The organism is Thiolapillus sp., assembly GCF_048562965.1.
GTDB lineage: Bacteria > Pseudomonadota > Gammaproteobacteria > Chromatiales > Chromatiaceae > Thiolapillus > Thiolapillus brandeum_A.
Map to the genome: position 1 here is coordinate 1 of NZ_JBHNMF010001560.1, position 558 is coordinate 558.

Sequence of the window (558 nt, forward strand, 5' to 3'; positions counted from 1 at the left end):
ATACCCGCTCGTTTTCCAGTATGCGCTGCTCGATCAACTCCGCCTTGCGGGTCTGCATGGCGAAGTAGGTTTGGGCAAAGGCGATGGCTGGCTTGGCCGGGTTGCCGTTCTGGGCTACCAGGTAACAGGCGTAGCGGGTGAGCATGATATCGGGGATCTCGCGCTGGCTGCCGGAGCCGAGTTCAACCATTTTGGTGACGTCAACAAAATGGTCTGAAATATCATGGCCGGATATCTCGCAGGCGGTCTTTGCCTTGTTGATGATATTCAGGAAATTTCGCCACTCCGCATAGCCCAGCAAATGCTGGAGGTCTCGCGCCAGCCAGTATTCGACAGCGTTTTCTGTCTCTTGAGCGTGTGCCTCGAAGTTGTCGGTCATCTGGATGATTTCATGTTGCATGGTTTGTATCCCTGTTCATTGCTCATACACTTCCAGTCCTGAAATTTCCTGGCCTTCGGCCTGCTTGCGCAGCAGGGTTGTGAGGTCGTCCATCAGTTCCAGCTCTTTTTGGGCCCGCACCTTCCAGCCCAGCCCCAGGGGGTGGAGCAATTCGGTCA

Annotated in this window: 1 protein-coding gene; it reads right to left on the bottom strand. The window is 55.2% G+C overall.

Annotation, left to right across the window (positions count from 1 at the left end; translation table 11 throughout):
• The coding region (locus ACOCD2_RS25505; RefSeq protein ID WP_293681729.1) for a BRO family protein at positions 1-400 on the bottom strand (400 nt) is incomplete at its 3' end.
• Positions 401-558: the final 158 nt, after the last annotated feature.